This is a genomic window from Dehalobacter sp. DCM (assembly GCF_024972775.1).
GTDB lineage: Bacteria > Bacillota > Desulfitobacteriia > Desulfitobacteriales > Syntrophobotulaceae > Dehalobacter.
Genome location: NZ_CP092282.1, coordinates 720,213 through 744,616 on the forward strand (window position 1 = coordinate 720,213; position 24,404 = coordinate 744,616).

General features: G+C 46.6%; 23 protein-coding genes and 1 other annotated feature (1 of these 24 only partly in view). Of the genes, 20 read left to right on the forward strand and 3 right to left on the reverse strand.

Translation table 11 applies throughout. From position 1 onward, the window contains the following. Positions 1 to 21 precede the first annotated feature (21 nt). From LPY66_RS03535 to LPY66_RS03595, 13 genes are all read left to right on the forward strand, one after another. Positions 22 to 1,245 carry a 3-isopropylmalate dehydratase large subunit gene (locus tag LPY66_RS03535; protein WP_337986722.1) on the forward strand — a complete coding sequence of 408 codons (1,224 nt, stop codon included), beginning with the start codon at positions 22 to 24 and terminating at the stop codon, positions 1,243 to 1,245. Further along, on the forward strand, positions 1,232 to 1,738 hold the full coding sequence (locus LPY66_RS03540) for a LeuD/DmdB family oxidoreductase small subunit (protein ID WP_337986723.1): 507 nt from the start codon (positions 1,232 to 1,234) through the stop codon (positions 1,736 to 1,738). The genes LPY66_RS03535 and LPY66_RS03540 overlap by 14 nt, the downstream gene beginning before the upstream one ends. Before the next feature lie 32 nt (positions 1,739 to 1,770). After that, positions 1,771 to 3,615 carry a cobalamin-dependent protein gene (locus LPY66_RS03545; RefSeq protein WP_337986724.1) on the forward strand — a complete coding sequence of 615 codons (1,845 nt, stop codon included), beginning with the start codon at positions 1,771 to 1,773 and terminating at the stop codon, positions 3,613 to 3,615. Position 3,616: 1 nt separating this feature from the next. Then, positions 3,617 to 4,753: a 2-methylaconitate cis-trans isomerase PrpF family protein gene (locus LPY66_RS03550; RefSeq protein WP_337986725.1), complete on the forward strand. Its 1,137-nt coding sequence runs from the start codon at positions 3,617 to 3,619 to the stop codon at positions 4,751 to 4,753. Positions 4,754 to 4,788: 35 nt separating this feature from the next. Further along, on the forward strand, positions 4,789 to 6,228 hold the full coding sequence (locus LPY66_RS03555) for a glutamate mutase L (RefSeq protein WP_337986726.1): 1,440 nt from the start codon (positions 4,789 to 4,791) through the stop codon (positions 6,226 to 6,228). A 14-nt stretch (positions 6,229 to 6,242) separates the two neighbouring features. Then, positions 6,243 to 7,109 (forward strand): isocitrate lyase/PEP mutase family protein, encoded by an 867-nt coding sequence (locus LPY66_RS03560; RefSeq protein ID WP_337986727.1) that lies wholly within the window; start codon positions 6,243 to 6,245, stop codon positions 7,107 to 7,109. 58 nt (positions 7,110 to 7,167) lie between these two features. Continuing rightward, positions 7,168 to 7,965, forward strand: a complete 798-nt coding sequence (locus tag LPY66_RS03565) for a methyltetrahydrofolate cobalamin methyltransferase (RefSeq protein WP_337986728.1) — start codon at positions 7,168 to 7,170, stop codon at positions 7,963 to 7,965. Between the two features lie 32 nt (positions 7,966 to 7,997). Further along, complete coding sequence (yqeC, locus tag LPY66_RS03570; protein ID WP_337986729.1) at positions 7,998 to 8,780, forward strand: selenium cofactor biosynthesis protein YqeC; 783 nt, start codon at positions 7,998 to 8,000, stop codon at positions 8,778 to 8,780. Further along, positions 8,762 to 9,430 (forward strand): nucleotidyltransferase family protein, encoded by a 669-nt coding sequence (locus LPY66_RS03575; protein WP_337986730.1) that lies wholly within the window; start codon positions 8,762 to 8,764, stop codon positions 9,428 to 9,430. Before yqeC ends, LPY66_RS03575 begins: the two co-directional genes overlap by 19 nt. Further along, the gene (gene yqeB / locus LPY66_RS03580) at positions 9,427 to 10,272 is read left to right on the forward strand and encodes a selenium-dependent molybdenum cofactor biosynthesis protein YqeB (RefSeq protein ID WP_337986731.1); all 846 of its coding nucleotides are present in this window, start codon (positions 9,427 to 9,429) and stop codon (positions 10,270 to 10,272) included. The genes LPY66_RS03575 and yqeB overlap by 4 nt, the downstream gene beginning before the upstream one ends. A gap of 154 nt (positions 10,273 to 10,426) precedes the next feature. Continuing rightward, the gene (gene nifJ / locus LPY66_RS03585; protein WP_337986732.1) at positions 10,427 to 13,957 is read left to right on the forward strand and encodes a pyruvate:ferredoxin (flavodoxin) oxidoreductase; all 3,531 of its coding nucleotides are present in this window, start codon (positions 10,427 to 10,429) and stop codon (positions 13,955 to 13,957) included. A gap of 615 nt (positions 13,958 to 14,572) precedes the next feature. Beyond that, complete coding sequence (gene fba / locus LPY66_RS03590) at positions 14,573 to 15,505, forward strand: class II fructose-1,6-bisphosphate aldolase (protein ID WP_337986733.1); 933 nt, start codon at positions 14,573 to 14,575, stop codon at positions 15,503 to 15,505. Between the two features lie 249 nt (positions 15,506 to 15,754). After that, a complete protein-coding gene (locus tag LPY66_RS03595; protein ID WP_337986734.1) occupies positions 15,755 to 16,735 on the forward strand; it encodes a glycosyl hydrolase family 18 protein in 981 nt (326 codons plus the stop codon). A gap of 142 nt (positions 16,736 to 16,877) precedes the next feature. On the opposite strand, the gene LPY66_RS03600 is transcribed toward LPY66_RS03595, so the two are convergent. Then, positions 16,878 to 18,092 carry a multidrug effflux MFS transporter gene (locus LPY66_RS03600; protein WP_337986735.1) on the reverse strand — a complete coding sequence of 405 codons (1,215 nt, stop codon included), beginning with the start codon at positions 18,090 to 18,092 and terminating at the stop codon, positions 16,878 to 16,880. A 177-nt stretch (positions 18,093 to 18,269) separates the two neighbouring features. After that, positions 18,270 to 18,500: a small acid-soluble spore protein Tlp gene (gene tlp, locus LPY66_RS03605; protein ID WP_337986736.1), complete on the reverse strand. Its 231-nt coding sequence runs from the start codon at positions 18,498 to 18,500 to the stop codon at positions 18,270 to 18,272. A gap of 212 nt (positions 18,501 to 18,712) precedes the next feature. Here tlp and LPY66_RS03610 point away from each other — a divergent pair, with 212 nt between their 5' ends. Together LPY66_RS03610 and LPY66_RS03615 are read left to right on the forward strand one after the other, a co-directional pair. Next, positions 18,713 to 19,633, forward strand: coding sequence for a S1C family serine protease (locus LPY66_RS03610; RefSeq protein ID WP_337986737.1), 921 nt, complete (start codon positions 18,713 to 18,715; stop codon positions 19,631 to 19,633). 213 nt (positions 19,634 to 19,846) lie between these two features. Then, positions 19,847 to 20,923, forward strand: coding sequence for an FUSC family protein (locus tag LPY66_RS03615; protein WP_337986738.1), 1,077 nt, complete (start codon positions 19,847 to 19,849; stop codon positions 20,921 to 20,923). Here LPY66_RS03615 and LPY66_RS03620 read toward each other — a convergent pair. Beyond that, complete coding sequence (locus LPY66_RS03620; protein ID WP_337986739.1) at positions 20,909 to 21,718, reverse strand: amidohydrolase family protein; 810 nt, start codon at positions 21,716 to 21,718, stop codon at positions 20,909 to 20,911. The genes LPY66_RS03615 and LPY66_RS03620 overlap by 15 nt on opposite strands. Positions 21,719 to 22,030: 312 nt before the next feature. Here LPY66_RS03620 and rpmG point away from each other — a divergent pair, with 312 nt between their 5' ends. The 5 genes from rpmG to rplA are packed head-to-tail and all read left to right on the forward strand — an operon-like array spanning position 22,031 to position 24,239. After that, on the forward strand, positions 22,031 to 22,180 hold the full coding sequence (rpmG, locus tag LPY66_RS03625; protein WP_337986740.1) for a 50S ribosomal protein L33: 150 nt from the start codon (positions 22,031 to 22,033) through the stop codon (positions 22,178 to 22,180). A gap of 37 nt (positions 22,181 to 22,217) precedes the next feature. Continuing rightward, positions 22,218 to 22,469: a preprotein translocase subunit SecE gene (gene secE, locus LPY66_RS03630; protein ID WP_337986741.1), complete on the forward strand. Its 252-nt coding sequence runs from the start codon at positions 22,218 to 22,220 to the stop codon at positions 22,467 to 22,469. A 37-nt stretch (positions 22,470 to 22,506) separates the two neighbouring features. Then, positions 22,507 to 23,034: a transcription termination/antitermination protein NusG gene (gene nusG / locus LPY66_RS03635; RefSeq protein ID WP_337986742.1), complete on the forward strand. Its 528-nt coding sequence runs from the start codon at positions 22,507 to 22,509 to the stop codon at positions 23,032 to 23,034. A 31-nt stretch (positions 23,035 to 23,065) separates the two neighbouring features. After that, on the forward strand, positions 23,066 to 23,488 hold the full coding sequence (rplK, locus tag LPY66_RS03640) for a 50S ribosomal protein L11 (protein ID WP_337986743.1): 423 nt from the start codon (positions 23,066 to 23,068) through the stop codon (positions 23,486 to 23,488). Between the two features lie 58 nt (positions 23,489 to 23,546). Next, positions 23,547 to 24,239, forward strand: a complete 693-nt coding sequence (gene rplA / locus LPY66_RS03645) for a 50S ribosomal protein L1 (protein ID WP_337986744.1) — start codon at positions 23,547 to 23,549, stop codon at positions 24,237 to 24,239. Positions 24,240 to 24,275: 36 nt separating this feature from the next. Beyond that, positions 24,276 to 24,404: a sequence feature (ribosomal protein L10 leader region), on the forward strand (it continues 18 nt past the right edge of the window).

Sequence of the window (24,404 nt, forward strand, 5' to 3'; positions counted from 1 at the left end):
GCGAAGCGGAGGGGAAGCAGAGTGAACCAAATTGAAGAATATTTGGCAGTGGCAGCTGGAAAAAGTGAGGTTCACGCCGGTGATGATATCACAGTAAATGTTGATCTGGCGATAGCCCATGATATTACCGGGCCAATGGCTGTGGAACAATTCAAGAAAATTGGTATAGATCACGTTTTTGATGCAAAAAAAGTAGTTTTCGTTCTTGACCATATTATTCCAGCTGCGACCGTCGAGGCAAAAGTATTGCACAATGTGCTTAAGGATTTTGCCAAAGATTATGGTGTTCAACTTTATAACAAAGGGGAAGGGGTTATTCACCAGGTGGTTGCCGAAAAAAATCGTTTAAACCGGGGGGCGATTTTGGTCGGCGCTGACTCGCATACGTGTATGGCGGGTGCCTATGGCGCTATTGCCATACCGGTGGGAGCGACTGAATTAGCCGCTGTCATGGCAACCGGAACCCTTGATTTGGAAGTGCCCGAGGTTTTTGAGATTCGTTTAGAGGGCAAACTAAATCCCGGTGTTTATGCAAAAGATGTCATCCTGCATTTAATTGGCTATTTTGGGACGGCGGGATTTACCGACCAGGGCGTTATATATACCGGAAGTTTGGTCGACGAATTAACAATCGATGATAAAATGACCATATCCAATATGGGCATTGAAATGGGAACCATGATTAGTTATTTCGCCGATCGGGACCGTCCCGTTGGAACGGTCAAAGAGGTCTATACATTCCAGGCTGAGGATATCCCAGCCAGGGTAGCCTGTCCGCCTAACCCCGGTAACGTCGCCAGCGCGTCGGATCTCAGTGGGGTCAACATATCGCAAGTGGTTATTGGAAGTTGTACAAATGGACGATTCAGCGATATGCTTGTCGCCGCTAATATTCTTAAAGGGCGCAGGGCGGCCGAAGGCGTAACGCTGCTCATTATTCCCGCTTCTGCCGAGATAGCCAAGGAAATGGAGGAGCAAGGATTAAACCGGATATTCCGAGAAGCCGGGGGAATTGTTACCAGTCCGGGATGCGGTCCTTGTTTTGGAGCCCATATGGGACTGTTGGCATCGGACGATGTCGCTGTATCGACGACAAACCGTAATTTCCCGGGCCGGATGGGTCATCGGGAGGCCAAAGTCTATCTGGCATCGCCGCGTGTCGCTGCGGAGAGTGCCATTGCCGGAACGATTGTACCGCCGGGTACGGTGGTGCCTTTAGGAGGTTTAGAAAATGAGTTGGCATAGTCAGTTGCGTGGACGTATATGGAAATTAGGCAAAAATATCGACACTGATCAGATTCTCCCAGGCTATGCGATGGCAGCACCGATGGAAAAACTCAAGGACTATGCGCTAGCCGGCAGTGAAATACAGGATTTTGCCAGTAGGGTACAGTCCGGAGACATTCTTGTGGCCGGTGAGAATTTCGGCTGCGGTTCCAGCCGGGAACAAGCGCCGGTTGCCTTGAAAGACGCCGGTGTCAGTTTAATCATTGCCAAGTCATTCGCCAGGATATTCAGACGGAATGCGATAAACATCGGTTTGCCCGTTCTTATCTGTGACCTTGAACAGCATGTTGAAAACGGACAGGATATTGAAGTGGATCTTGTGTCGGCCGAAGTAACTGTTAGTGCAAGTGGCAGTAAGATCAGCGGAACGGTTCTTGCCCCCAACGTCTTAGAGACGTTGGAAGCGGGCGGGCTGATAGCAAAAGTCCGTAAACAATTAAAGATTTCATGATCATTTGCTCACAATAGTTAGGAGGAAATCGGATGCAAGAGAAAACAAAGAGAATTATTAAAGAAGATTATGAACGGGTCCAAGCTTTTGAAAAAGTTTTTGGCGTTGAAATGCCAAAGGTAGGCCCCGATGGTTCAGTTACCGGTTTACCGGCACCCTTTCCCCGGGTGGTGAATGGGGTTGAACGCAGCGGTTATCGGATTGCGGAATTGGGCCGTCAGGCGGCGCTTACAGGAATTCCTGTGCAAAACCCCATCTTAGGACGGAATTCGGCAGAGGAAACTTATCAGGAATCTTTGGCCATGTACAGCGTTGCCGAAGAACAAAAAATCACCTTGTTCCACTTTGTCCATGCCGAAGCTACCCGACATATTGATCCTCTGGACGGCGCTGAACTGATTGAGCAATCCCGCGGTAAAGGCGGTATTACTCCGGCCGGTGAGCGCGAATTTATCGCCATGGGCGGAGGATCAAAGCATCCGGTTCGTATTAATGCTACCGGAGACACCCCGCACTTATCCATTATTAATTCGTTAATTGCCGGTTTTGACGGCACCGATATCGGACCTGTCATTCATGTTCATTTTGGCGGCCGGGGGGTTCATGATTATAAGACGAAAGTCTTAAACGGATATAGAGCACTGCAAATCTGTGCCGAAAACAATATCTTCGTGCAGACCGATTCCCATAAACACCTGAATAATATCGGCGGCACGGACGGAATGGCCTTGGCAATGTGTTTACTCGCCGAAGGATTGGCTGTTCATGCCGGCTTGGACAGAGCGCTGAGCGGTATTCAGATGAACGTTGCCGGAATCAATCTGCTTGCGGACTTAGCTGTGATGCGGGCTTTCAGGCAACTGGTGTGGAGTGAATTCCTGATTGTTGTGCCGGAGACATTTCAAAATCCGCCTGCGGATTTAATTGCCGAGCAGGCTCACTTCGCCCGGATGGCAGTCAGTGCCAAATTAGGCGGCGCCAACTTTTATCGGCCTAAGGCGGCGGAAAACGTCGGGATCCCGACAGGGGCGTCCATGGGCAAGGCTATTTGGGCCACCCAAAATGTATTTGAAAATACCGCTCTGGTGAAAATCAGCGATCCGTATATCGATGAGCGTCAGGCTGAAATTGTCACGGAGGCTTTGGCCGTCCTCACCCGCGCATTGGGATTATCCAAAGAGCTGACACCGGAAGAAGTCGGTCCGGATCTCTGGCTGCGCTATGGAGATGAAGAATTAATTGATCTGATTGTCGCTGCCGGAAAGAAAGGGGTTCTGGACGCACCCAATGCGGCAGCGTGGGACCTGAAACGCGGCGTTAAAACATACCGTGGAAAAGATGGCATTCGCCGTTATGTGCCGTGTTATGGACCGTGTGATATTGCTGAGGATAAAGTTTGTTTTACTTGCGAAAAAGTCGTTGTCGAAGCGAAGAAGCCCATCATAAAAAAGGAAAAAATCCTTTTGGCAACCGTAGGTGCTGATGCCCATGTGGTTGGTATCAACGTCATCCGGGAAGCATTCGAACAAGCCGGTTATGAAGTGATCTACCTGAGGGGGATGAATCTGCCTGAGACGGTAGCCGAAATCGCCGCCGAGACCAAAGCGGATGTGGTTGGCATCAGTAATCTCTTGGGATTGGGTTCCATGCTGTTCCCGAGGGTCGATAATCGTTTGAAGGAACTGGGGATCCGGGATAATGTCCTGCTCATTGCCGGCGGACGGATCGCCGAGAAGGAAGAAGAGCATGCCAAGATTGAACAAAAAATGAAAACAGAGGGAACCGGTTTCTTGGGTGTCGATAGTTTCTTCGGGCCCGGAACTGACCCACAAGATGCAATCAAGTGGGTAGAAGAGAGAGTACAAAGGGGGAATTAAGGTGACAGAACAACGCAGAATTCGCTGTGCTATTTTAAGGGCAGGCACAAGCAAAGGGATGTTCCTCATGGAAAATGATTTGGCTTCCGATGCAGCGCAGAGGGACAGAGAAATATTAGCGATCTTCGGCAGTCCAGATGTCAGGCAGATTGACGGCCTGGGCGGAGCAGATCCGCTGACGAGTAAAGTAGCCATCATTGGACCGTCAACCCGGGATGATGCGGACGTGGATTATACATTTGGTCAGGTGAGCATTAATACGGCGATGATCGATTATTCCGGGAATTGCGGAAATATTTCAGCCGGTGTGGGTCCGTTTGCGATTGATGAAGGTTTGGTAAGAGCCGTTGAGCCGATTACCCTTGTTCGTATCAACAACACCAATACCGGGAAGATTCTCATAGCGGAAGTGCCTGTGAAAGACGGAAAAGCGCAAGTTAAGGGCGACTACAAAGTTGACGGTGTTCCCGGGACAGGGGCCAGGATCATGTTGGACTTTGCCGGTACCACAGGTTCCGTAACAAATAAGATGCTGCCCACAGGAAATGTTGTTGATGTGCTAACAATTGAAGGGTTTGGCAAGATCGAAGCATCGATTGTGGATGTTGCCAATCCGATGGTTTTTGTCAGGGCTAAAGATTTAGGGCTTACGGGCACGGAAACGCCGGCCCAGATCAACGGAAACAAAGAAATGCTGGATTTGTTGGAAAAAATCCGCGGGAAGGCAGCCACGATGATCGGTATGGCCAAAGATGAAGCTGGTGCCTTGAAGAACAGTCCGGCATTCCCGATGATTGCTTTTGTGAGTGAAGCTCAAAACTATTGTGACTTTACCACAGGCAATGAAATCACGGCTGATCAGGTTGATTTTGTATCACGGCTAATGTTTATGCAGGTGGTCCACAAAACCTATGCGGGCACAGGAACAACCTGCACGGGAGCGGCTGCCAAAATCCCCGGCTCCATAGTCAATCAAGTAACGCATTCCGAATCGCCTCTGGTCAGGATCGGACATCCGGCAGGGGTTATCGATATTGAAGTTCAGGTATCTAAAGAGGGTGATGGGATTAAGCTTGAACGCGCCGCTTTTGGCCGGACAGCCCGTCGTATCATGGATGGCTATGTTTACATTCAATAAATAAGAATAGAGGGGTTGTCAAGGAAGTGATTCACATGCCCCGAGTCGATCTTTTAGTCTATGATGTGGGAAGTACGTATACCAAAGTCTCCGCGTTTATGAAAGAGGGTGCCGGTTATAAAATGGTCGGTCACTCTCAGGCACCAACCACTGTGGAGAATATTGAATCCGGACTGACCAACGCCTGTCACAATCTGGCAGTTGAGCTGCAGTGGAACAAAGTAGAGGCATCCTATACGCTGGCAACGAGCTCAGCAGCAGGGGGATTGCGCATGGTGGCAATGGGGTATATGCCCCGAGTTACGGCCAAAGCAGCGAAAGAAGTAGCGATGAATGCCGGGGCCAGGGTTTTGGAGATTATCTCGCACGAGACGCCTTTGGATTTTCGTCTCGAAGTGTTACAGGAAATAAAACCCGATATCATTCTTCTGGCGGGGGGCACAGACGGCGGTGATCAGGACTCTCTTCTGGAAAATGCAGAGGTTATAGTCAGCAGTAAAACAAAAGGGGTCGTTATCATCGCCGGGAATATTCAAGCCCAACCTGCGGTGGAAGAAATATTAATAAGGGGTAGGATTGCCAATAAACGAGTACCTAACGTCATGCCCACCATTCATGAACTCAATGTCAAGCCAGCCCGGGAAGCCATTCACCAGGAGTTTATTCGTCAAATCACCCGTGCTAAAGGTCTGGAAAAGCTTATAGAAACTGTCTCCAACGGACAGGTCATACCCACGCCGGGGGCAGTACTCATGGGAACAGAGCTTATCGCTCAGGGGACCCATGGTAAGGCGGGCTATGGCAATGTGGTTGTTATCGACATTGGTGGGGCAACAACGGATATCCACTCAGTCTTACCGGACTTTGCCAACCTATCTAACGAGGAAAAAGGGTTGGTTATCTCCAACGAAAAGCAGCTGTCCTATCGTACGGTTGAGGGAAATCTGGGCTTAAGGGTGAGCGCTACCGGTATTGTGGAAACAGTTGGCACCAATGAGGTATTGGCGAAAGTCGGTTTAGCCGGTCAGGAGTTAGCGGATGAGCTGTTAAATTATGTTCAGTATCTTGAGAAGAATCCGGCACATATCAGCAGGGATAAACAAGAGATTATTTTTGATCACGCGTTAGCTATCAGTGCCATAGAAATTGCATTGAAACGCCATGCCGGTTATATTGCCCAGAGCTTTGACCCGGTTCTCGGGATCATGCCGGGAACACCCGTAGGGCGCGATTTGAGAAAAGTGGAGCGGGTTATCGCTGTCGGTGGGATCTTCGTTCATACGTCCAAAGAAGATTCCATGAAGATCTTAGAAAAATCGTTGGAAAATAGAGGGATTTCCTTACTGCCGGAAAAGCCGGAGTTTATCGTCGATCGTTACTACCAATTATATACGGTTGGAGCGATGTCTGAAGTATTTTCGGATCAAGCGCTGGATTTAGCAGAGAAATATATTTTAGAGGGTAATAATGAGTGAAGGAGTTATTCATCATGAATAAGGGTAAAGAATTAAGGAAATTATTAGCAGAAAAAGAAATACTGATTGCCCCGGGGGCACATGATGCCTTAACTGCTAAGATCATCGAAAAAGCCGGTTTTAATGTCGTTTACATGACGGGTTATGGTCAGGCAGCCAGTCATTTGGGCACAGCGGATGTCGGGCTCATGACGATGACAGAGATGCTTTCTCGGGCAAATAACTTTGCCAGTGCCGTCACTATTCCGGTCATCGCGGATGGTGACACGGGATTCGGCAATGCGGTCAACGTTATGCGGACAGTCCAGCAATATGAGAGGGCGGGAGTCGCAGCAATTCAATTGGAAGACCAGGTCGCCCCCAAAAAATGCGGTCACATGATTGGACGCCAGGTTATTCCCATGGATGAGATGGTAGGCAAAATCAAGGCAGCTGTCACGGCAAGGGATAATCCCGATTTTGTGATTATTGCCCGTACGGATGCACGGACGATTCATGGCATTGATGAAGCGGTCCGCCGTGGAAAAGCATACGAAGAAGCCGGCGCGGATATCATCTTTATTGAATCACCGGAATCCGTGGATGAAATGAAGCAGATTACATCAGAATTTAAAGTACCTGTTTTAGCTAATATGGTCGAAGGCGGACGGACACCGCTTCTTACCGCAAAAGAGTTGGAACAGTTGGGCTATGATATCGTTATCTTCCCGACGGCATCAACCTACATGGTCGCTCAAGCCATGAAACGTTTGATGGATGAACTGATGAAAACAGGAACCACTGCAAACTTAATGAATGAAATGATCCCATTTACCGAGTTTAATGATTTAATCGGACTGACAAAGATTCGTGAACTGGAAGCGGAATATGTCATCGGATAAGCGGATTATCATAGGTGATCTTGGTTTTTAAATATTTTATAATTTTGGAGGAATGAAAATGATTATTGTAGGCGAATTAATCAATGCAAGCCGTAAGGCTATCAAAGAGGCAATCGAAGCACAGGATGCGGCATACATTCAACAAGTGGCAAAAGACGAGTTTGAAGCGGGATCGAATTATCTTGATGTCAATGCAGGCATCTTCGTAGGTAAAGAACCGGAATACCTGCAATGGTTAGTTACCAAGGTACAGGAAGTTGTTAATTGTCCCTGTTGTATCGACAGCCCCGATCCGAAGGCGATTGAAGCCGCTTTAGCGGTGCATAAGGGTGTCGCGATGATCAATTCTATCTCGTTGGAAAAAGAACGTTATGATGCCTTGCTGCCTATCGTCGCGGGAACGGATTTAAAAGTGGTGGCGCTGTGCATGAGTGATGATGGAATGCCTGAAACCGTTGACGATCGTTTGAAGATTGCCGATAAACTGATCAATGGACTTGTCCAAAGCAATATCCCGCTTGATCATATTTATGTGGATCCATTGGTACAACCGCTTTCGACCAACAGCATCTTCGGTGTTGAATTCATCAACTCTGTCGAAGCGATTACGACGAAGTTCAAAGGCGTGCATACAATGTGTGGCTTGTCTAATATTTCCTATGGTATGCCGGAACGGAAATTCATTAATCGCACATTTGCAGTTATGGCTGTAAGTAAAGGATTAGACGGTCTAATTATTAACCCCTTGGACAAAATGATGATGGCCAGTTTAGTTACCGCGGAAGCCTTGGCCGGACGGGATAACTACTGTGTCAAATATCTGAAGGCCTATCGTAATAAATTATTTGAGTTTTAATCGAAGGAACCCATGTGCAGGCAGGTGAGATTATGTTACGGTCTGCAGAATTGAATAATTGCATGACGTACGGTTCCCTATGGGATATGACTGAGTACGCGCGTGTTGTTACCTTTATTGGTGCAGGCGGAAAAACGACGTGTCTGCGATCGATGACACAAGAAATTGTCACTGCCGGTCAATCGGTAATTTCATCGACGACAACGAAGGTTTTTCCGGAAGACGCCATCCCCTGCTGGAAAAGTGATAATCCTCCGTATCAAAGGCACGGCGCTTGCTTTTGGTATATTAATGAGTTGGCTGAAGGGGGGAAATGGATCGGGCCATCCCTTGAGATGATCGATAAGGCGATTGCCCAAGATCCTAACCCCCGACGCTATTGGATCATCGAAGGAGACGGAGCGCGGGGACTTAACCTTAAATGCTGGGATTCCCATGAGCCGCAAATTCCACTTATTTCTGATTGTGTTGTTCTGGTTGTGGATGCCGGTCTCTGGGAACACGTGCTGCAACCAGAGCATGTGCATCGGCCAAACATTTGTCCTGATCTTATCGGCCAAATTTGGAATGCAGACAATGCCTGGTGTTATCTTTTACGTTCACCTGCTTTTTCCCGGCCGTATGAAGGTATGTCCTGGATCATCCTGTTTAATTCCAAGAAGGCAATGGATGTATCCTTGCTGTTAAATCAACTTCGTTGTCAATGGGTCAACGGCCATCAGGGCGGAGACCAAATGAAACATATACCCAAGCACTTGCGATTGGCTGCCGGAGATGCCAAAAAGGGGGGACTGCAGTGGTTAGACTTGTGGTGATGGCCGCCGGTCAAGCGACGCGGATGGGACAGGATAAGCTTGTTATGCCTTGGAAAGAAACCACGGTACTTGGCTACGTTTTACAGTCTGTTCATGAGGCGATAACCCTTCAGCAGCATCTTCTGCCCAACGTTTTTTCCGCCAATGGGATCATGGAAATTGTCGTTGTTGCCCGGCACCCCATTGACTACTATTTATCGGAAGAAGAAAGGTGGCAATTTCACCTTCATGACGGGATTTGGATCGAAGAGCCGACCCCAAAGCCGCTCTCGGATACGATTCGCTCCGGTCTGCAACATATAAACAATCACGTTCGCTATATTGGGTTTCTGCCCGGGGATCAGGTCGGCGTCACGGGACATAAGCTGGCCGCCTATTTGCTTCAGGTTTCGCAAAGTCATGCAGGCTTTATTGTTCCGATGGCCGGCATGAAGGCTGTGTCGCCTGTGTTCTTTCAGCAGCGATATGTGTCCGAGCTGAGGGAGCTCCAAAATGAAGAAGGTGGGAGAACTATCCTCTATCGGTATCCTGAACAGTGGTGGAAATACCCCGTGGATGAATGTTTTGCCTATGATGTAGATACCATGGACCAATACAACGCACTGAGAGGTCAAGTATATACTTCATTGAATAAGGAAGATATAAAATGAAGAAAGTACGCATGATGGAAGGACCGATTGTTTTAATTCGGGGAGCGGGAGAACAGGCTTCCGGCGTGGGATGGGTGCTTGCTAAAGCGGGATTTCGGGTGGTCATGACCGAATTGGCAGAGCCATTAATGATCCGCTGGCCTGTTTGTTTCGGCAATGCCGTCTATGAAGGGCGATGGCAGGTTGAGGGTATTCCTGCTATCCACCTGGACGATCCGCTGGCGTGTCAAGCTGCTTGGCAATCAGGAGAAATCCCGATACTTATTGACCCAAATTTGAAAAGCTTATCCGCCTTAAGTCCCCTTATCGTGGTTGATGCGATCCTGGCCAAACGTAACACGGGGACAACGCGAAATATGGCTAAGTTAACATTTGGCTTAGGTCCGGGTTTTACGGCAGGGATCGATGTTGATGTCGTGATTGAAACGAATCGTGGCCACGACCTGGGACGCTTGATTTATGAAGGCAGTGCGCAGCCTAATACGGGTATCCCAGGTGAAATTGGGGGCAAAACATCCCGACGCGTCCTCTATTCACCCAAAGCCGGGATATTTAAAGCAAAACGGGCCATTGGAGACTATGTACACACGGACGATTGCGTCGGTGAAATTGATGATGGTGTCTCCTCCGCAGCGGTCTTTGCTTTATGTGACGGTATCTTAAGAGGATTATTACGAACCAATACGGCAATCTCACAAAAGGTGAAGATTGGCGATGTCGATCCGCGAGGACGTCAGGACTATTGCCGGACGATCTCAGAAAAGGCCAGAGCTTTAGGCGGCGCAGTATTACTCGGCATTGCAGAGAGCGGAATTCTCTATGTATCTTATGCGATAGAATAACATCCGTTAAGTTTATTCCACTACATTCGTTGTTACTCCTTTCACTTACGCCTGTATCCGAAGGGCAGTACAGATGAAAGGTGTTTTTGTTGTGCCAATTTTTAATTGGATTTATTCCTGTTCATACCAGTAAATGATAAAGGAGGAAAAACAAATGGCTAAATTAAAAACAATGTCGGGGAATGAAGCTGCAGCGCACGCTTCTTATGCGTTTTCAGAAGTTGCAACCATTTTCCCAATCACCCCTTCATCCGACATGGCAGAATTTGTTGATGAATGGGCAGCCCATGGCCGCAAGAATATATTCGGCCAACCGATGAAAGTCGTGGAAATGCAGTCCGAAGGCGGCGCCGCCGGTGCATTTCATGGCTCACTGCAAGCCGGTGCGTTAACCACGACCTATACCGCATCCCAGGGACTTCTGCTTATGATCCCAAATATGTACAAGGTATCCGGGGAATTGCTCCCGGGAGTCTTTCACGTCAGTGCCCGTGCCATCGCGGCGCATGCGCTTTCTATCTTCGGGGATCATCAGGATGTCATGTCCGTTCGGATGACCGGATATGCCATGCTCAGCTCCGGCAGCGTCCAAGAAGCCATGGACATGGCGTATCTCGCGCATCTTTGCGCCATCAAAGCACGTGTACCTTTCCTTCATTTCTTCGACGGATTCCGGACATCTCACGAGATTTCCAAGATCAGTGTGCCCGACTACGAGGAAGTAGCCACACTCTTGGATCACGACGCCCTGAAGCGATTCAGAGACAATGCCTTGAATCCGGAGCGGCCCTGCCTGAGAGGAACGGCGCAGAACCCGGATATCTACTTCCAGGGCAGAGAAGCGTCCAACCTGTTCTATCAGGCTGTTCCCGCTATCGTCGAAGATTACATGAATCAATATAAAGAACTGACCGGCCGGGAATATAAACTGTTTGAGTATTACGGCGCACCGGATGCCGAGCGGGTCATTATCGTCATGGGCTCCGTCGGTGATACCATCAGTGAAACCATCGATTATCTGGCAGCCAAAGGCGAAAAGGTCGGGGTTTTACGGGTTCGTTTATTCCGTCCGTTCTCCGTGGATCATTTCCTTAAAGCCTTACCGGCCACCGTCAAGAAAATAGCCGTTTTAGAGCGGACCAAAGAACCCGGTTCCATTGGCGAACCCTTGTACCTGGATGTCGTCGATGCCTTCTACGATAAGGCCAATCAACCGGTCATCGTGGGCGGACGGTATGGACTGGGATCCAAAGATACCACACCGTCGCAGATCCTGGCGGTGTATGAAAACTTAAAAGCCGACCAGCCGAAGAACGGATTCACCATCGGCATCGTCGATGACGTCACCTTCACCTCGCTGGAAGAAAAAGAATTCATCGATACCACACCGGAAGGGACGATCAGCTGTCAGTTCTGGGGACTGGGAGCGGACGGGACCGTCGGAGCCAACAAACAGGCGATCAAAATCATCGGCGACCATACCACCATGTACGCCCAAGCCTATTTCTCCTATGACAGCAAAAAATCCGGCGGCACCACCGTATCGCACTTGCGTTTCGGGAAGAACCCGATCAAGGCGTCCTATCTGGTCAATACCGCAGATTATGTGGCCTGCCATAACCAATCCTATGTGGATAAATATAACCTCTTAAAAGGCCTGAAAAAAGGCGGAACCTTTGTCTTAAACTGTCAGTGGAGTGCCGAAGAACTGGATGAGAAACTGCCGGAAGCGCTGAAGCGGGTCATAGCCGACAAAGAAGCCCAATTCTATATCATCGATGCCGTCAAGATCGCCAAAGAGCTGGGACTGGGCAACCGGATCAATATGATCATGCAGTCCGCCTTCTTCAAACTGGCGAAAGTCATCCCCTTAGACGACGCACTGCAATACCTGAAAGATTCCATCGTCAAAACCTACGGCAAAAAAGGCCAGGATATCGTGGATATGAATAATAAAGCCGTGGATGCCGGCTGCGATGCTCTCGTAAAAGTGACGATCCCAGCCGCCTGGGCTCAGGCAGATCCGAAGAAGGGGCTGTTCCTGGGTGACGAGAACGAACCGGCCTTCATTAAAGACATCGCTCGGGTGATGGCAGCCCAGGAAGGCGACAAACTGCCGGTAAGCGCCTTTACCGGCCGTGAAGACGGCACATTCCCCGCCGGGACCTCCGCCTATGAAAAACGCGGAATCGGTACGGCAGTGCCTGAATGGATCAGCACCAACTGTATCCAGTGTAATCAATGTTCGTATGTATGCCCGCATGCCGCCATCCGTCCGTTCCTTCTGAGTGAACAGGAAGCAGCCAATGCACCGGAAGGCTTTGTAACAATTAAAGCCGTGGGCAAAGATCTGGCCGGACTGCAATTCCGGGCCCAGGTCAGCCCGCTGGACTGCACCGGGTGCGGCAACTGCGCCGACGTTTGCCCGGGGAAAGAAAAAGCCCTGGTCATGAAAGACGTGGAAGAAATGACACGGATCCAGGCCCCGCTGTGGGACTATGCCATGACCATACCCGATAAAGAAGACAAAATCACGAACAGGAATTCAGTGAAGAACACGCAGTTCTTAAAACCCCTGCTGGAGTTCAGCGGCGCCTGTCCGGGGTGCGGAGAAACGGCGTATGTCAAGCTGATCACCCAGCTGTTTGGGGACCGGATGATGATCGCCAACGCCACGGGCTGTACCTCGATCTGGGGCGGCAGTGCACCATCCATACCGTATACCGTGAACAAGGAAGGCAAAGGGCCGACCTGGGCCAATTCCCTCTTCGAAGACAATGCGGAATACGGGTACGGCATGTATCTGGGTGTAGAGCAGCAGCGCAGTCAGCTGGCGGAAGAAATGAAGCAAGCGCTGGCACTGGATATCCCGGCGGCCATGAAAGATGCTTTCCAGGAATGGCTGGCCAATAGGAATGACGGTGAAGGTTCCAAGGCGGCGGCTCAAAAAGTATTGGCAGCATTTGCCGGTATGGATCCCAAAGGCGATGCGCTGTTAACCGGCATCTGGAATAAGAAAGAGCACTTAGTCAAGAAATCCCAGTGGATCATCGGCGGCGACGGCTGGGCCTACGATATCGGGTACGGCGGATTGGATCATGTACTGGCATCCGGGGACGATGTCAATGTGTTGGTACTGGATACGGAAGTATACTCCAATACCGGCGGCCAGGCATCCAAAGCCACACCCCGGGCAGCCATCGCGAAATTTGCCGCCTCCGGCAAGAAAATCCGGAAGAAAGACCTGGGCATGATGGCGATGAGTTACGGTTATGTCTACGTGGCCCAGATTGCCTTAGGATCCAATATGAGCCAGACCCTGAAAGCCATTCAGGAAGCCGAAGCGTACAAAGGCCCCTCGCTCATCATTGCCTATGCGCCGTGCATCAACCACGGTATCCGTTCCGGTATGGCCACCAGTGTGACCCAGGCGAAGAAAGCGGTGGAAGCCGGCTATTGGCACCTCTACCGTTACAATCCGGATTTGCTGGAAGAAGGCAAGAATCCATTCAGTTTGGATTCCAAAGAGCCCACGGCATCGTTCCGGGATTTCATTATGTCGGAAGTGCGTTACAGCTCGTTGTTAAGAACCTTCCCGGAAACAGCGGAGGAGTTGTTCACCGGTGCTGAGAAGTTTGCTAAAGAGCGGTATAAGTCCTATAAACGCCTGGCAGATCAGAATTAATGGAGAGCTCGTAGACCATTCTCGAATCAGTTACTCAAATTACGCCATCGTAAGGTCGCCTGCACAATGTCGCTGTCAAGAAGGTATTAAAAGAACGGTAGACTTGTACATCATTCTTGTATTTTTCTTTACGCCTCAAATCAGGTCTGTGTGCCACAGTTCCGGCCGACAAGCGGAGCACGGATTGCGTAGCGCGGCAGATAGCGCCATGGATGGCGCTATCTGCCGAAAGCGGAATGTGGCATGCAGACCCAGCCCAGATTATTGTTGCTTCTGTCATGGTATTTAAAGAGTGATGTACTAACAATCAGGTGTGTGGCAACCCACACCTGATTTAAAAATAGGCTGAAGTGAATATTGTAATTCCTGACAAGAAAAACATTCAAACATAATTCTTTGACATTGTTGAATACTAATAAGCAGGTTAAATATATCCCGGCATCAATTTAAAAATATAATCAGATGGAAAATGTTGAAATGGATAGGGCGATGAGATAAAATATTATTGCACTATTTAACAAGCAATGATTGATACGGGACCGACATCACCATAAGGTCGGTTTTTATATTTAATGATTCTGGTTAATACATATAAAATATCTGGGAGGTAATATTATGCCACTGGTAACATCAACTGAAATGTTCAAAAGCGTTTATGGGAAATGTGCTGTTGGCGCATTCAACGTCAACAACATGGAAATCATTCAAGGGATCGTTGAAGCAGCAAAAGAAGAACAAGCCCCATTAATCCTGCAGGTTTCCGCCGGAGCCCGCAAATATGCCAAACATGTCTATCTCATGAAATTAGTTGAGGCGGCTGTAGAGGATACCGGATTGCCGATTTGCCTGCATTTGGACCATGGCGAAGACTTTGAGGTCTGCAAGAGCTGTATTGACGGCGGTTTCACCTCAGTCATGATCGACGGATCAAAACTTCCCTTTGCCGAAAATATCGCGGTCACGAAAAAGGTTGTTGAATATGCGCATTCCAAGGGCGTTGTGGTCGAGGCTGAACTGGGCAGACTAGCCGGTGTTGAGGATGATGTCAATGTCAGTGCGAAGGATTCCTCCTATACGGTTCCCGAGCAGGCAGCAGAGTTTGTTCAAAAAACAGGCTGTGATTCCTTGGCGATTGCTATCGGCACCAGTCACGGCGCCTATAAGTTTAAAGGAGATGCCAAGTTGGATTTTGAGCGTCTGCAAACAATTGCCTCACTGCTTCCGGGCTTCCCGTTGGTTCTGCATGGTGCGTCGACCGTTCTGCCGGAATTTGTGACCAAATGCAACCAGTACGGCGGCGAAATCAAAGGGGCGCAGGGTGTTCCCGAAGAAATGCTCCGGCAGGCCGGTACGATGGGAATTTGCAAAATAAACATCGACACGGACTTAAGGCTGGCCATGACCGCTTCCGTCAGAGAATACTTAGCCTTAAACCCAGCAGATTTTGATCCCCGTCAGTATCTAAAACCGGCACGCGAAGCCATTAAGAATATGGTGAAACATAAAATCAAAGATGTGCTCAACTGCAGCAACATGTTGATTGATTAAAGGATAAAATAGGTTAAATTAATCGGCACTTCATGTGGCAAGGTATATTTAAGCGGGGGCTGTTGCACAACGAACGTAATTTTTCGTGGGCAATAGCCCTACTTTTGTGCCCAAACCAAGAGCGAATGCGGGCTTGAATAGTTCGCATAACGCCATTATCTATACAGGTCGGTTTATTAATAAAAAATCCACCCCAGCCGTAAATTATCATTCATTATGACAATATACTAATGCAGGGTGGTGTTAACAATGAATGATGTTTTCAGCATGAGTTATCTTAGTTTTGGCAATACCTCTAAATATATCGAACAGGTCGATAAAACCAAAGGAAATTTAAACATGGTTGCCCCTAATTATTTTGAGTTGAAGCCACAAGGGACTCTCAAAATCACTTCACAATGTGATCCCGTTTTCATTCGGCACATGCATGAACGGGGGATTACGGTTGTCCCTTTTCTTAGCAACCATTGGGATCGGGGGCTTGGCCGCGCAGCTTTAGCTGAGAGAACTCTGCTTGCGGGTCAATGTGCCGATTTTATCGCGATGAACGATTTAGACGGTGTCAATATTGATCTAGAGAATGTGACGGACGCTGACCGGGAAGCGTATACCGATTTTGTCCGGCAGCTGCGCGAAAGGATTCCGGCTCCTAAAGAAGTATCCGTTGCTGTAGCGGCGAACCCCAACGGATGGACAAAAGGCTGGCATGGTTCCTATGACTACGCTGAGTTAGCAAAATACGCCGATTATCTCCTGATCATGGCCTATGATGAGAGCTATACCGGAGGACCTGAGGGACCGGTTGCGGGCTATCGTTGGGTAGAACGCGCGATTCATTACGCCTTAATGAAAGGCGTGCCACCAGAAAAAATAGTCCTCGGAATTCCGTTTTATGGCCGCTATTGGAAGATAGGACAGGCGGTGGGAGGTATAGGTATCTCCAATAAACGTGTTGATGAATTGATTGGCCAGTATGGTGGTACTGTTATTTTTGATGATACCGCCAAATCACCGCGAGCAGTCATGACGATCTCGGGTGGAAGTATCCCGGCACCAGTAGCAGGTAAGGTTCTTACCCCGGGGACATACCATATCTGGTATGAGAATAACGATTCGATACGGGCGAAACTCTCACTGCGGCGTCAATATAATCTCAAAGGGATCGGAAGCTGGAGCCTTGGCCAAGAAAATCCGTCTTTATGGCAGTCCTATCGTTTCTGGATCCAGTAGACCATTCTCGAATTAGTTACTCAGATTACTTCAGAGTAAGGTCGTCTGCAATACAGGACATTTTGCCTGAAATTATTCGATTTCTGGTATCGGTATTTGGTATCAATATTTTGGTATCGATATATAAAACCGGCCACGCAGATTATTTGGCAGCTTCGACGGAATGGACATAACCTTTATTGACCAAATGATTCCACGATAAAAGACTGATAAAGGCAGCAATAAAATACATTATTCCAATGATCACGATTCTGTTCGTCCAATCCAAAGAAATAAGTATCATTCCAAAACTTCCGAAAAGTGTCATAATAAAGTTTAAAAGGGAGGAGACACTGCCATTATCTCGTGGGTGCTGTTCAAATATAATATTGGTGGAAGGGGGCCGTAAAAGGCCGCAGGCAAGTGTCGAGGGAATTAAAGTCAGAACAAAAAATAGGGGTGAATGACTGCCAAACAGGGCAATCAGAAAACCGCTGAGTGCGGTGATGATAAATGCGGAATTGATTATAGTTTGATCAGAATGGCGCCGACACAATTTGATATAGAGAAATGGTGCAATGACAGAAGCGACGGCATTGGCTGCAAAAAAGAAGCTGTATAGTTGCTCAGACAAACCAAACTGATCGATATAGATGTAGGAGGAACTCGATACGTAGGCCATAAGCGGAATCGCTCCAAGCGAGAAGGTCACGGTCAAGGACGAAAAGCCGGGATTGCGGAGAACAGTTCCCAGTCTGCAGATGGATTGAAAAACATTGCCTTCTGTTTTTTCTTCTAATGTTTCCTTAAACAAGATGATACCGATTAAGGATATAAGGCCGATAAGGCTAAGAAAACCAAAAATCCCCCGCCAGGTCGTCACTTTCAAAATAAGGGCCCCGACAACGGGTGCGATAATGGGAGCCATAAAGATCATCGACTGCACAACAGCTAAAATAGAAACGCGTTCTTTTTCGTCATAGACATCTTTAATAATGGCCATGGAAACAGCGGAAAGGGCACCGCTTCCCAGGGCTTGAAGTACTCTATATCCAATCAAGAGATAGATACTGGAGGCAGCGGCGCATAGAATGCTTGAGATTATATACACAATTATACCGAAAAGCAGCAGAGGTTTTCGTCCAAATCGGTCACTTAAGGGCCCGAAAATGAGTGAGCCAACGGCATAAAAAATAAAGAAAAAGATCAAGGTCATATTGACCACACCGGCAGTGGACTGAAAACTATCCGCCATATGCGGCAGAGCAGGCAGATAAAGGTCTGTTGTCATAGGTACAAATGCACTGAGTAAGGCAATAAGAACAATCAGACCACGATTTCCAAGATATATTTGTTTTTTAAATTTTTCATTTGTCATGATAGTTATCGGAAGCTCCTTATTCACATCAACTATTTGATTTCAAATCTTTTTATATTATATACGATGGTGTTTGGAAATGCAATACCAACTTGAATACTCATGTATATTCAGGTTGGCGCATATCAACGGCTAAAATAAAGGATCGCTTTATTATTCAAGCGATCCAACTCACTATTAATTCTGATAGCCACGCTTTTTATCAAGTGCTTCGTCTCGGATTTCTGCCCGCATATTGTCTAAGGCATCCTGTCTGCGATCATTTTTTGCTTCCAGATCCTCTTTCGATTTTGGATCATCTGTCCTTGCGATCATTTCATCCGCCAGTTCCATATTTTGAATGGTGTGGTTAATATTTTTTTGGATTCGGTCTACGTTATCCCTGCGATCATCGGGTTTGCTTTTCACCGCGGCGTTCCTCCTTAAAAAATCTTTTGTTTATTGTTTGAAAAGTAAGGCGGTCTTATTCAGACCCGACACGTAAACATTTTATATTTGAGTTTAAAATACATAAGAATTAATCGGCGTATAAGTGTTAAGAGGAAAACACACGCGACTATAGAATTTTATGGTGTGCTTTTAAAAAAAGTAAAAGAAAAATAGTTGATAGGAAATGGACAATGAAAGACGTTGATAGAACGAATAACAATCACGACGATAGGATAAATAACACCAGAAAAAAAGCGAAAATGGAAAAAGCTGATTTTGAGGTCCACGTAACAGAGTATGACGAAAAAAACGCCCAAGCTGAGGCATGTGGAGACGCTGAGAATCACGGTGGATATGAAGACCCCGAAGACCCTGAAGATTCAGCAGATCCGGTACGTCGCACCTGGGCAAAAAAAATTTTGGCGATGATAGTTATTCTTGCTTTCCTTGCTATTTCTTTGCCGAATATGCCATACCTTTTATCTGAACAACTTGGCTTTCTTGATGAAAGCAGATCGTTGTTGGAGGATGACCTCGTCAAGAACTGCCGTCCGGCTGTTGTCAGTATTGAAACACAGTTGAAAGCAAATAAAGCTGAGAAAGGTGCAAAGAAACAAGGAACGGGATTCAATATATCTCCTAGCGGGAGAATCATCACGAACCGGCATGTTGTTGAAGATGCAGAAGCAATTACCATTCGATTTGCGGATGAAAAAGAGTATAGTTCAACACACTGTATAATTATCCCGGACGCTGACATTGCTATTCTCTCAATCAAAGGAAAGGATCTTCCTGCTCTGTCGCTAAATCGAAAGGATCCGCTTAACCATGGGGATACAGTGACTGTTATCGGCGATCCGTTGGGATATGAAAAGATTGCACAACGTGGCCAAGTTGGACGGTATTATCAGATCAATGAAAGCAAGATCCCTGTTTTTTCAGTTCATATTGCGATCAATCCCGGCAATAGCGGAAGTCCTGTCATTAATGATAAAGGCGAGGTCGTTGGTATTATATTTGCAGCAGCTACGATTGAAGAGGATGATTATTCGGGTTCTCACGGACTGGCAATTCCATTTCATGCCGTACCCGAGAAATACTTTACAGAGTGATTTTCAAAACGTATTCTATGATCTGTTTAATTAAAATAACAATTTAATTAAAATAACAATATAAAATACGATATAAAAAGTATCTCATTTCAAATAACAGATAAAACAGCGTATGTTCTCAATTAGCGTATGTCATTTATAAGGGGAAAAAGGTATAATCGTTATAAGCGATAGGGATCGCAACCAAATCATAACTGTAAAGGAAATAAATCAATGAATATCGGTGCTAGAACATTAAAAACCGCACTGGCTGTTGCGATCAGTGTCTATCTCTGTGAACTGCTTCATATAGGCCCTGCTTTGTTTGCAGCTACCTCAGCGGTGGTTTGTATGCAGAAATCACTGGGCAGAAGCTTTAAAACTGCGCTCGAGGAAATTACCGTCAATGTGATTGCGATTGCCGTGGCAGTTACTTTGGGGTTGTTGATACCGATCCAATTCTTGAGTATGGCCCTGGCAACGATCATTTTAATTGTGTTTTTTACAAAGGTTATTAAAGTGCCGAACCAGATCGTCCTGGCGGTAATATCCGCAATTTTTATCTTAGCTTCACCACAGGATGAATTTTTGACCCAGGCAACCTCGCGATCTCTGGCTTTGTTAATCGGTTTAATCACAGCCAATGTGATTAATTTGACCATTGCTCCCCCCAGCTATCATCGATCGCTGCAAGCCAAGCTCATTGAGCTGAATAACTTTTCTGCCCAGATGCTCATCGATGCTGTTAACCGCTACCATTATATTAATACCATCACAGATGAGGAGAAGGGGAAAAACAAAGCTGAACTTATCATGCTGTATCAGGAAGCGGACAGTCTATACGACCTTGTTCGTCAGGAATGGAATGTGACTTGGTTCGGGATAAGAAAATCAACAGGAAAGGGACACATATCCAATGATTTTTATAAGGAGTACAAAAATTATTGCCAAGGTATATGGCAACGGTCACAAGACTTAATCTTCTTAGCAGAAGAAAGAAAGGCCCGTCGTGAGAAAGCAAATGCCCAAACGGTAAGTCCGGAGTTTGACCGAATTTTTGAAATGCTCCATCATGTTATATTTAGTGCTACTAGTTACAATCAGCAGCTTCAGCTAAAAATTAAAGGTGAAAAAACAGCTCCTTTACCGGAGCTGCATGTTTGGAGTAAACTGCATGAAATTATCAACGAATGGCAGGAAAGCAAACCGGACAATTCTTTTTATGCCCATGCACTCACAGAATTATCCGTGGTGACATACAGCATTCGATGGTTTGCCAAAGAATCCTCACGCCTTTTAAATATGGAATAACTGACGGGCATTGTCCCAGAGTATCTTTTGATTCTCTTCTTGGGTTAAACCTAAGGACAAAAATCTCTCAATTTCTGCTTCGGGGGACCACATCGGATAGTCCGTACCAAACAGGACTTTATCCACGCCATGAGTACGAATAATTCTCACTGCGGTTTCTCTGTCCGTCAGCATGAGTGAACTTGATGTATCAATGTAAACATTTTTCTTATAGACACTCTCATTGAATTCATCCCATAGGCTCCATCCTCCCAAGTGGGCGGCGATAACTACGAGGTCGGGGAACATGTCCAAAACACGAGCGAGTCTTCGCGGACTGGAATAATCTGTGCGGATGTCGCCAATATGAAAAAGGATCGGAAGCCGGCCTTCAGCCGCTTGATATATTGGGAGCAAAGCAGCATCATCAATATTGCATTGCTGAAAATCCGGATGGAGCTTTAAGCCTTTTATGCCGAGTGATGCCGCACGTTCTATTTCCAGCTGCGGATGAGGATACTCAGGATGAATCGTTCCAAACCCAATAAACCGGTTATCCTTGCAAACATCCGCGATAAAATCGTTGATGGATTCAACCTGCTCCGGTCGCGTAGCAGTTGAAGAAACCAGAAAATAATTGATTCCGGCATTGGTACCTGATGTCAGAAGGTCGGAGACCGTCCCTTTCCCAGGTTCCATTTCCGGAATAAGTTCATCATAAAAAGATAATATGGAATCAACGGCTTTGTAAGATATTTTTTGAGGAAAAATGTGGGCATGGGCGTCCATGATATTGGGAAAATTGGGGTTCGCCATAAAAAAGACCTCTGTTCTTTAATATTTTGTTCTATCCAATAAAAAACTAGCCAAATTATTGTATAGATATGGTATACTTGTACAATATTAATAATCCTAAAACAGCTTACGGATTTTGGCAAGAGTAATTTGGTCATGGATGACCTAATGCCGCGAGGTCATGGATGACTAGGAGCGGCAATTGTAGTTTATTGTAGTTTATTCGCTATAATAAAGTAATCTTCCTTGACAAAGACTTTATTATTGTGTTAAATTATTCTGTGCGACTTGTAAAATATGTAGTTTAATGCCATGGCTGGGGGGGTGTTCCGGATGCGTGTTGCGATCACATTGGCTTGTACTGAATGCAAGAATAGAAACTATCAAACCAATAAGAATAAAAAAAATGACCCAGATCGTATAGAGATAAAAAAGTACTGCAAAACTTGCAAAAGTCATACTGTTCATAAGGAAACGAAATAGTACGGTTCGGAAGATTTTCCGTTAAGGATGTGAGAAGATGGCAGTAGCAAAGAAAGCAGAAAACACAGGCTCTAAAGGCGGCTTTCTTGATAGGCTCAAAAACCCCGGTAAACGGTTTGGCTTTTTCCGTGAAGTTTGGCTGGAATTGAAGAAAGTGCATTGGCCGACACGTCAGACGTTGCTGACCTATACCGGCGTAGTGCTTGTTTCGGTTATTATTGTTGCCATATTGGTTTGGATTGTTGACAGCGGGCTGACCTTTGCGATGGATCACTTGCTGAGTCTGTAGTATTTATAGTGAATCTTTCTTAGGAGGCTTTCGGTTGATGACGAAGAACTGGTATGTTATTCACACTTATTCCGGTTATGAGAACAAGGTGAAAACAAATCTGGAAAAACGTGTTGAGTCCATGAATATGGAGGACAAAATATTTCGCGTTTTAGTTCCTATGGAAGATGAAATTGAAATCAAGAACGGCAAGAAGAAGGTTTCAAAGCGCAAAGTATTTCCGGGTTATGTTTTAGTAGAAATGGATATGACGGATGACTCTTGGTATGTGGTGAGAAACACGCCCGGAGTAACAGGGTTTGTCGGCAGCGGCAGCAAACCGATACCGCTCTTGGAGCACGAGGTTGCTGTTATTTTGCGCCAAATGGGTCTTGAAAAGGTTCGTACCAAAATCGATGTTACGGTTGGCCAATCTGTCAAAGTCATCGCCGGTCCCTTTAAAGATTTTATTGGCGTTGTCAAAGAAGTCTTGGATGAGAAACAAAAAGTCAGGGTCTCGGTTTCTATGTTTGGAAGAGAGACGCCCGTCGAGTTGGAATTTGGGCAAGTGGAAAAGCTTGACTAAATAGATATCCTTACAGCAAGGAGGTGTAACTATGGCAAAAAAGGTAATTGGATTGGTAAAATTGGCTATCACTGCAGGTAAGGCAAATCCGGCACCTCCGGTTGGTCCTGCTTTGGGTCAGCATGGTGTCAATATCATGGGATTCTGCAAAGAGTACAATGAGAGAACCAAGGATCAAGCTGGATTGATCATCCCTGCCGAGATAACGATTTATGAAGACCGCTCCTTTACATTTATTCTGAAGACGCCGCCCGCATCCGTATTGCTGAAGAAAGCAGCCAACATTCCGTCTGGTTCTGCTGTACCCAATAAGCAAAAGGTTGCAAAAGTGACGAAGGATCAAGTAAGGGAAATCGCTGAGCAAAAGATGAAAGACTTAAATGCAGCGAGTGTTGAAGCAGCCATGCGTATGGTTGAAGGAACCGCGCGCAGTATGGGAATCGATATTATTTAAGATTCCATGGAACACGTGGGAGGGTTTAACCCGAAGACCACTAGGAGGTTTAAGAAAGATGCCTAAAAGAGGTAAAAAGTATCTGGATGCTTTAAAAGCATTTGATAATCAGGCTCTGTATGAGCCAACCGAAGCGATTGGCGTTGTCAAAACAAATGCCAAAGCGAAATTTGACGAGACTGTAGAAGTTGCTTTCAAATTGGGAATCGATACCCGCCATGCTGATCAGCAGATCCGCGGAGCGGTGGTATTACCCCATGGAACCGGCAAAACCTTGACTGTTCTTGTTTTTGCCAAGGGAGAAAAAGCAAAAGAAGCTGAAGCAGCGGGCGCTGAATTTGTCGGTGCTGAAGATATGGTAGAAAAGATCCAGCAGGGGTGGTTTGGTTTTGACGTTGCCGTAGCGACACCCGATATGATGGGAACTGTCGGTAAATTGGGTAAACTTTTGGGACCCAAAGGACTCATGCCGAATCCAAAGACTGGAACCGTATCCTTTGATGTCGACAGAGCAGTCAAAGAAATCAAAGCCGGTAAAGTGGAATATAGAGCAGATAAAGCTGGTATTATCCACGTGCCGATTGGTAAGGTTTCTTTCGAGCAGGATAAACTGATGGCTAACTATAAGACGATTGCTGAAGTTGTCATGAAAGCAAAACCTGCAGCTGCTAAAGGACAATATGTCCGAAGTGTAACGGTATCTTCCACCATGGGACCGGGAGTGAAAATCAATCCTTTAAAAATAGTTTAAAACTATTTTTAAAGACTGAGATAGACTGGGTTTATAAAGTGAATAACATTTCCGCTGTAGAAAGCAGGAGCTTTAGATGAGCTTAATTGCCTGCCGAGGTGGAGTCAAGTGCCGTCTTTATATCACAAAAGACTGTGAAAATCTTGCCTCTGCGTTTCTGCAGAG

Bases quoted from the DNA above. Each gene is read 5' to 3' on its own strand.
- LPY66_RS03540 (WP_337986723.1), top strand. From the start codon at position 1,232: ATGAGTTGGCATAGTCAGTTGCGTGGACGTATATGGAAATTAGGCAAA.
- LPY66_RS03545 (WP_337986724.1), top strand. From the start codon at position 1,771: ATGCAAGAGAAAACAAAGAGAATTATTAAAGAAGATTATGAACGGGTC.
- LPY66_RS03555 (WP_337986726.1), top strand. From the start codon at position 4,789: ATGCCCCGAGTCGATCTTTTAGTCTATGATGTGGGAAGTACGTATACC.
- LPY66_RS03560 (WP_337986727.1), top strand. From the start codon at position 6,243: ATGAATAAGGGTAAAGAATTAAGGAAATTATTAGCAGAAAAAGAAATA.
- LPY66_RS03565 (WP_337986728.1), top strand. From the start codon at position 7,168: ATGATTATTGTAGGCGAATTAATCAATGCAAGCCGTAAGGCTATCAAA.
- yqeC (WP_337986729.1), top strand. From the start codon at position 7,998: ATGTTACGGTCTGCAGAATTGAATAATTGCATGACGTACGGTTCCCTA.
- yqeB (WP_337986731.1), top strand. From the start codon at position 9,427: ATGAAGAAAGTACGCATGATGGAAGGACCGATTGTTTTAATTCGGGGA.
- nifJ (WP_337986732.1), top strand. From the start codon at position 10,427: ATGGCTAAATTAAAAACAATGTCGGGGAATGAAGCTGCAGCGCACGCT.
- fba (WP_337986733.1), top strand. From the start codon at position 14,573: ATGCCACTGGTAACATCAACTGAAATGTTCAAAAGCGTTTATGGGAAA.
- LPY66_RS03595 (WP_337986734.1), top strand. From the start codon at position 15,755: ATGAATGATGTTTTCAGCATGAGTTATCTTAGTTTTGGCAATACCTCT.
- LPY66_RS03600 (WP_337986735.1), bottom strand. From the start codon at position 18,092: ATGACAAATGAAAAATTTAAAAAACAAATATATCTTGGAAATCGTGGT.
- LPY66_RS03610 (WP_337986737.1), top strand. From the start codon at position 18,713: ATGAAAGACGTTGATAGAACGAATAACAATCACGACGATAGGATAAAT.
- LPY66_RS03615 (WP_337986738.1), top strand. From the start codon at position 19,847: ATGAATATCGGTGCTAGAACATTAAAAACCGCACTGGCTGTTGCGATC.
- LPY66_RS03620 (WP_337986739.1), bottom strand. From the start codon at position 21,718: ATGGCGAACCCCAATTTTCCCAATATCATGGACGCCCATGCCCACATT.
- rpmG (WP_337986740.1), top strand. From the start codon at position 22,031: ATGCGTGTTGCGATCACATTGGCTTGTACTGAATGCAAGAATAGAAAC.
- secE (WP_337986741.1), top strand. From the start codon at position 22,218: ATGGCAGTAGCAAAGAAAGCAGAAAACACAGGCTCTAAAGGCGGCTTT.
- nusG (WP_337986742.1), top strand. From the start codon at position 22,507: ATGACGAAGAACTGGTATGTTATTCACACTTATTCCGGTTATGAGAAC.
- rplK (WP_337986743.1), top strand. From the start codon at position 23,066: ATGGCAAAAAAGGTAATTGGATTGGTAAAATTGGCTATCACTGCAGGT.
- rplA (WP_337986744.1), top strand. From the start codon at position 23,547: ATGCCTAAAAGAGGTAAAAAGTATCTGGATGCTTTAAAAGCATTTGAT.